The 6,757-nt window shown below is 68.3% G+C and carries 9 protein-coding genes and 1 tRNA gene; 1 reads left to right on the top strand and 9 read right to left on the bottom strand.

Going from position 1 to position 6,757, the window contains the following annotated elements; genetic code table 11:
* A partial coding sequence (locus K2X24_RS11815; protein ID WP_292498154.1) for an acyl-CoA synthetase occupies window positions 1–1,595 on the bottom strand: 1,595 nt, incomplete at its 3' end.
* A gap of 193 nt (window positions 1,596–1,788) precedes the next feature.
* On the opposite strand from K2X24_RS11815, the gene K2X24_RS11810 reads away from it, so the two are divergent.
* A complete protein-coding gene (locus tag K2X24_RS11810) occupies window positions 1,789–2,178 on the top strand; it encodes a prepilin-type N-terminal cleavage/methylation domain-containing protein (protein WP_292498153.1) in 390 nt (129 codons plus the stop codon).
* A gap of 139 nt (window positions 2,179–2,317) precedes the next feature.
* On the opposite strand, the gene K2X24_RS11805 is transcribed toward K2X24_RS11810, so the two are convergent.
* From K2X24_RS11805 to K2X24_RS11770, 8 genes are all read right to left on the bottom strand, one after another.
* Window positions 2,318–2,668, bottom strand: coding sequence for a 4-fold beta flower protein (locus K2X24_RS11805; RefSeq protein WP_292498152.1), 351 nt, complete (start codon window positions 2,666–2,668; stop codon window positions 2,318–2,320).
* A 7-nt stretch (window positions 2,669–2,675) separates the two neighbouring features.
* Complete coding sequence (locus K2X24_RS11800; RefSeq protein WP_292498147.1) at window positions 2,676–3,026, bottom strand: hypothetical protein; 351 nt, start codon at window positions 3,024–3,026, stop codon at window positions 2,676–2,678.
* 101 nt (window positions 3,027–3,127) lie between these two features.
* Window positions 3,128–3,943: a transglutaminase family protein gene (locus tag K2X24_RS11795; RefSeq protein ID WP_292498145.1), complete on the bottom strand. Its 816-nt coding sequence runs from the start codon at window positions 3,941–3,943 to the stop codon at window positions 3,128–3,130.
* Window positions 3,944–4,038: 95 nt separating this feature from the next.
* A complete protein-coding gene (locus K2X24_RS11790; RefSeq protein ID WP_292498143.1) occupies window positions 4,039–4,302 on the bottom strand; it encodes a hypothetical protein in 264 nt (87 codons plus the stop codon).
* Window positions 4,303–4,575: 273 nt separating this feature from the next.
* Entirely contained in the window at window positions 4,576–4,767 is a 192-nt protein-coding gene (locus tag K2X24_RS11785) for a hypothetical protein (RefSeq protein WP_292498140.1), read from the bottom strand.
* A gap of 20 nt (window positions 4,768–4,787) precedes the next feature.
* A complete protein-coding gene (locus tag K2X24_RS11780; RefSeq protein ID WP_292498137.1) occupies window positions 4,788–5,009 on the bottom strand; it encodes a hypothetical protein in 222 nt (73 codons plus the stop codon).
* 310 nt (window positions 5,010–5,319) lie between these two features.
* A tRNA-Arg gene (locus tag K2X24_RS11775) sits at window positions 5,320–5,396 on the bottom strand.
* 402 nt (window positions 5,397–5,798) lie between these two features.
* Window positions 5,799–6,757: recombinase zinc beta ribbon domain-containing protein (locus K2X24_RS11770; RefSeq protein WP_292498134.1), on the bottom strand; the 959-nt coding region annotated here is incomplete at its 5' end.

Here is a 6,757-nt window from a genome sequence, read left to right as displayed (position 1 = left end):
GGCAATTCCCCGAAGACGATGTGGCGCGGGAGCTTGTAGCCGGCCAGGCGCTCGCGGCACCAGCTGATGAGGGCGTCGGCCTCCACGGTGGCGCCGGGCTTCAACTCCACGAAGGCCATCGGGGTCTCGCCCCACTTGTCGTCCGGCCGCGCCACCACGGCGGCGGCGGAGACGGCGGGGTGGCGGAACAGGGCGTCCTCGACCTCGATGGACGAGATATTCTCGCCCCCTGAGATGATGATGTCCTTCGAGCGATCCTTGAGCTGGATGTAGCCGTCCGGGTGCTTCACCCCGAGATCGCCGGAGCGGAACCAGCCGCCCGCGAAGGCGGCCTGGGTGGCCGATGGGTTCTTCAGGTAGCCGCGCATCACCACGTTGCCGCGAAACATCGCCTCGCCCATGGTCTGGCCGTCGGCGGGCACCGATTCGCAGGTCTCCGGATCGCGGATGTCGAAGCCCTCGAGCACGGGGTAGCGCACGCCCTGGCGCGCCATCTTCTCCGCGCGGGCGTCCGCGTCCAGGGCGTCCCAGTCCCGGTGCCAGGCATTCACCACGGCCGGTCCGTAGGTCTCGGTCAGGCCGTAGAGATGGGTGACGTCGAAGCCGGCCGCCCCCATGGCGCCGAGAACCGCCTGGGGCGGGGGCGCGGCGGCCGTGAGGAAGGCGACCCGGCGGGGCAGGGGACGGCGCTCGGAGTCGGACGCGTTGAGCAGGAGCTGCATCACGATCGGCGCGCCGCAGAGATGGGTGACGCCGTGCTCGGCGAGCGCCTGGTAGAGCGCGCCGGCGCGGACCTGGCGCAGGCACACGTGCGTGCCGGCCACCACCGACAGGGTCCAGGGGAAGCACCAGCCGTTGCAGTGGAACATCGGCAGGGTCCAGAGATAGACCGGGTGTTGCCCGAGCGCGCCCGTGATCACGTTGCCGAGGCAGAGCAGGGCGGCGCCGCGATGGTGGTAGACCACCCCCTTCGGGTCCCCGGTGGTGCCCGAGGTGTAGTTCAGGGAGATCGCGTCCCACTCGTCGCCGGGCATCGCCCAGTCCCAGGCCGGGTCGCCCTCCGCCAGCAGGGCCTCGTAGCCGAGGCTGCCCAGGGCCTCGCCGGGGCCGGTGAATTCCGGATCGTCCACATCGATCACCAGGGGCTTCACTCGAGCCTGGGCCAGCGCCGGGGCCACGATCCTGGAGAATTCCCGGTCGGTGATCAGGACCCGGGCCTCGCCGTGGTCGAGGCAGAAGGCGAGGGCGGCGGCATCGAGGCGGGTGTTCAGGGTGTTGAGGACGGCCCCCGTCATCGGCACCCCGTAATGGCACTCGATCATCTCGGGCGTGTTGGCGAGGATGACCGCGACGGTGTCGCCCCGCCCGATGCCCCGCGCCGCGAGTGCCGCGCCGAGGCGGCGGCAGCGTGCGTCGAGTTCACTGTAGCTGCGCCGCAGGGGGCCGTGGATGACGGCCGTGTGGTCGGGAAACACCCGGGCCGCCCGGTCGAGGTAGCTGAGCGGCGTCAGCGGCTGGTAATTGGCCGGGTTCCGGTCGAGGTCCCGGTCATAGATCGAGGGCGCGGCCCTGTCGGCCGTCGTCGAGGTGGTCATCGGCGTGTCTCCCTGCCCGACAGAGTACCGCGTCCCGGCGATCCGACAACTCCGGCGTCACGCCGTGCGCGGATGTCCGGCTCGCCTGCGCGACGCGCCTGTGTCAGGATCGGCCCCGCGGCCCGACCGCGAGACGCGCCACGGGCCGGCCCCGCGCAGGCTCAGCGAAGGGCAGGCCAGCGAAGGGTATGTGATGCGGAACGCGACGCCGGCCGCGGAGACGGAAGCGGGCTTCACCCTGGTGGAGGTCCTGGTGGCCTTCGCCATCGTGGCCATCGGCCTCGTCACGGCACTCCAGGTCGCGGGCAGCACGCAGTTCGGCCTGGGCCGGGTCGCGTCCGCGGACATCGTCAGCGACGAGGCGCCGGGCATCGTGGCGCTGCGCGCCGCGCGCGGCCTGCAGGCCGGGATCGAGCAGGGCACCTTCTCGAACGGCGAGCCCTGGACCTTGAGCGTGACGGATGTCGGCCCGCAAGTCGGCTGGAAGCAGGTGCCGCCACTCTGGCGCGTGCGGCTGACCCGGGGCGGCCCGGAGGGGCGTCCGGTCTATGTCACGATCATGGCCGGAACGGCTGGCGGCTAGGGTACCGGATTCGCCGCACGCAGAACACCGGGCTCCGGCGAGCAGGCCGGTGGCCGCCGGTCCGTATCGTGAAAAAAGCGACCTCACCGGCGCACCGCTCGGTGGGTCGAGCCGGTGCGCCGATGGGTGCGGCGCGACGTCAGATCAGATCGGACAGAACCCGGTCGGACCAGACCAGGGATGCGCTGGGCCGCGGTGGGGCGTCGTGCGGTTCGGCGCGGGACGGCCTCGCGCCACGTGGGCCGGGCGTGGTCTTCGCCCGCCGCTCCGGCTTCTGGGGGCCGCCGACCGCGTCGTGTTCGAAGAGGAGGCATGCGCCGTCCGCATCCGAAATCCAGCCCCGGTCCGCCCAGCCGATGAAGCGACCGTCATAGGCATAGACCTTGTCGTCAAGGATGAAGGCCGCCGCTTTGCCGTTCCAGAGATACAGGGAGCGGCCGTCCTGGCAGAACGCGGCTTCGGAGCCGGTGCGGTCGAAGAACTCGATCATCGACGCTTCAAGCTCCGATCGCACCGTTGTGGAGGGTGCGCAGATCGACGTAGCTCATGGTCTCCTTGCTCCAGGTCGGCCCGTCGCAATCGTGCAGCCGCTTGGGCAAGGGCTTGTGCTTGTCGCCTTGGTAGAAGCCCATGACGACGGTCTGACCGTCCGTGTCGTCGCGCTCGATCCGGTAGGCCGGCCGAACCCCCACGCCGAGGCGGCTGAGGCGGACGCGCAGGGTCGGATTGCTGGCCTGGTCGGGGACCATGTTGAGGTAGACGCCCTTCAGGTATTCGAGGCGGTCCGCCTTGCGGCCCGCGAGGTCCGCGATCGTGACGTTCTCGGCGAGCATGTCGGTCTGGCTCATGGTGAATCTCTCCGGGTTGGGATGGGGCGCCGCTCGGCGCCAGGGTGTTGGAGTGGAGCGCCTCTCGGCGCCGGGGCTCAAGGAACGCGCGGTGCCGCGCGTCAGGCGATGGGCGGGGCTTCCTCGGTCGTGACCACGAACCGGGTCAGGGTGTTGGCCCCGAAGGTCAGGGTGAGCGGCACGTCGGCCGCGTCGCGCCCGTAGGCGATCAGGATGCGGCCGATCCGCGAGGCGTTATTGCGTGGATCGAAGGTGTGCCAGCGGCCGTCGAGGTGGACTTCCATCCAGGCCGCGAAGTCGCCCGGGGCGTGCGGCAGCGGCAGGCCGATATCGCTGACGTAGCCGTTGCAGTAGCGAGCCGGGATGTTCAGGCAGCGGCAGAACGCGATGGCGAGATGCGCGTAGTCGCGGCAGACGCCGCGCTGCTCCTCGAACACGTCGAAGGCGGTCCGCGTGGCGCGCGCATGCTCGTACCCGAACGTGATCCGGTCGTGCACGTAGTCGCAGATGGCCTGGACGCGGCTCCAGCCCGGGGGAAGATGGCCGAACAGGTCCCAGGCGATCTGCGAGAGACGGTCCGTTTCGCAGTAGCGGCTCCCCAGCAGGAACAGCAGGCTGTCGGTCGGAAGCTTCGCCACGGGCGTCTCCGGCGCGTCGGCGCAGGGCTCGTCCCCGCGCCCCGCGTCGCGCACCACCGTCTCGGTCTTCAGCGTGAAGGTGCCGGCCGGCGCTGTCATGCGCTGGCACCAGTTGCCGAAGCTGTCGCGGTAGCCTTCCAGAGGCACGGAAGGGCTCGTGACGAGGTGGTCCGGGCGCTCGAGGTCGGAGACCCGCGACGCGTGCACGTTGAGCGTGGCGATGACCGGCGTGGGCTGGGGAAACGCGTAGGTCATCTCGCAACCGACAAGGATGCGCATAGGCTTTCTCCGAAAGTGTCATCACCGCGGTGATGTCCGCGCATGGCCGTGGCGGGCGGGCCCCGCGTATCTGAGCGACTGTCGCCCGCCGCCACTCAGTGCAGCGTCGGGGGCGGCTCCAGGAACGCGCGCATGCCGCCCCCTTCCTCGACGGCCTCCGTGAAGGCATCGAGGGCATCCTCGTCGGACGCGAAGGTGGTGCTCCAGATCGTCGACCATCCCGCCGGATCGACGACCTCCAGGGTCCAGGGGTCCTGGGTGCCGGCGAAGCGGTAGACGTTCACCGTCACCGTGATGCCGTCCTGGGTCGCGCGTCCGGTCAGGTCCGAGAATTCCATGTTCGGCTTCTCGTGGGTCATGAGGGGTCTTTCTCGTCGGGCGAGTTCACCGAAGGGACGCGGGCGCGTCCCTCTCTCATGAGCCGAAGGGATAGCCTTAGCAGAGTTCTTGATGAAACGGGTCGGAAAAGCACAAGCCCGCGCCGAACCTCGTCTTCACTCTCCGGCCATTGACAACCGTTCAGCGTAGACGCCGGAGATAGGCCTGGCCCGCCGACGAGTGCCCCGTCCTGGCGGGACACGGAGGAGCGAGCCGCGTGGGGCGTCTTCGCCCGGATACGCGAGGGCTCGATTCTAGAGGCTCTGGCCGTGCGGGGACAGCTTGGCGATGAGGAAGAGCCCGGCGCCGACCGCGAGAAGGCCCCTGGATAGCCATGAAAAGGCGACGACACCCGCCCCGTCGTCCAGCGAGCGCAGATGCGCGACCTGCGCGAACATCGCGGCCCAGTAGGCGGACCACAGAGCGAGCACGGAGGTGAACCACATCGGGCTGACGATCCCCCGCCCTAGCTTCCGGTGCGCCGCTCGTGTCGCCAGAGCGCGACGGCCTGCCGCCGTGCCTCGAAGGCGCGACGGATCGGCGTTCCATCCTCCCCCCGGCCCTCCGCGCGGTATCCGAATTCCAGGACGCCATCCGGACCGAACCGCCGCGTCATCTCGGAGCGCCAGACGCTGTCGGTGCGGGCGAGACACGCTTCGGTCTCGGCCAGTCGGTTCAAGGGCATCATGGCTGTCCTGGCATCGCGGGTCATCGAGTTCAACGCGATCCCGCGCCATTCGCTCCCTGAACCCCGCTTGCCGACGCGGCCATCGCGCTTCGGCGTTCGCACCGAGGCTACGGGCACGACCTCGCGTGCACGGGCCGCTCGCACCCCACATGCGCGGTCCCGCAGTGGCGTGGCGTTAGCCTGGCAGAGACCGCGAGGCGCCGTGAAACAGGTGCTTCGCAGGCGTATCAGCGACGGAATGAGCCTACGGAGCAGCGTCGCCGACATGGGCACGACGGACCCGCCGGGGGCTCAGAATTCTGTAGGGAAATGGCGCACCCGACACGATTCGAACGTGTGACCTTTGCCTTCGGAGGGTGGCGCTCTATCCAGCTGAGCTACGGGTGCATCTGAAAACTCGATAGTGTCTGAGCCTGAACGGGGTCAACCTCAAACACAAAACTCATAACGTCGATTCGGCTGCCATAAGGGCCCGGCTTTCACCCTACCTTTGTGCCGCCGCCGCCTCTCTACAGCCTCCTTTCAGTTTGCTTCCGCAGTGCTTCCGCAGCCGCGGACCAGAGAAACTCACATTTTGAAGCGCAATCAAGTTATTGATTTTGCTTCGTTTTTCAAATTCGCCGCCCAGCAGACTTGACTTACCCCTGCCTTCGGAGGGCAACGCTCTATCCAGCTGAGCTACGGGTGCTGACCGTGTCGCACTGGTAGCCCATGCGGCGGCCTTTCGCAACGGGGCAGTGGGGGCCTTTGGGCTCAAGGGGATGTCTGCGAAGGCTCCGAAGGCAAAGGTCACACGTTCGAATCGTGTCGGGTGCGCCACTTCCGTACAGAACTGCGAACACTGGCTGTGGCGCCAGCGCCACCTGCGGCCATCACGGCAGCGAGGTTGGCCTTATCCCCCATGATGCGGATGACGGTGTCATCGACCTCGATGCGATCGACGATCGCTTGCAGCCAAGCCTTGCGGAACGGGATCTCGCCGGTCGTCACGTTCTCGCGCATCAACGCCCCGAACCGTTCGACCAGCTCCGGGGCAATGGCCGCCGCGGGACGGTCGGCAACCTGAATGCGGTCGAGCGCCGCCTTGGCGCGGTCGCGTTCCAGCTTCAAATCCGCCACCCGCTCTCGTAGGATATCGTCGAGATCGGTAACGCCCTCCTCGACCATCGCGTAAAGCCGCTTGAGCTTGTCCTGCGCTGCCGTGACCTCCGCCCGCAGAGCAGTGACACGGTCATCGACCTCGGCTGCCCTGTCGGACCGCAAAGCCCACAGCGAAGCCAACGTCGCGCGCAGGCGCTCCGGCTGTAGCAACTCGGCGACGAGGTGGTCGGTCACCAAGGTGTCGAGCTTCTGCATCGGGATCGAGCGGCCCTTGCAACCCGTTTTGCCCTGCCGGCCCTGGGTAGAGCAGGAATAGTAAGTGTACACCCGCCCCGACTTCGAGGTGCCGGTGCGCATCGTCATCGGCCCCTGGCAGGTAGCGCAGGTGGCCAAGCCGGTGAGCAGGATCGGCCCGGTCACGACCCGGGCCGGCGTCGTGCGCGGGTTATGGGCCTTCAGCGTCGCCGCCACCGCCTCGAACTCGGATCGGTCGATGATGGCCGGCACGTCGATCATGATGTGCTCGCCCTTGGGCTTCTCGATCAGCGTCTTCGAGTCACGTCGGTTGAACACCGAGCTATGCGGGAGATTGGGTGACGACGGTGAGTTGAAGGCGGCGTATCGAGGCGGGTGTCGAAGCCTGCCAG

This window comes from Methylobacterium sp., from assembly GCF_019750675.1.
In the GTDB taxonomy this organism is placed as follows: Bacteria; Pseudomonadota; Alphaproteobacteria; order Rhizobiales; family Beijerinckiaceae; genus Methylobacterium.
Note: the sequence above shows the minus strand (reverse complement) of the source record. Positions and strands in the feature narration are given on the sequence as shown.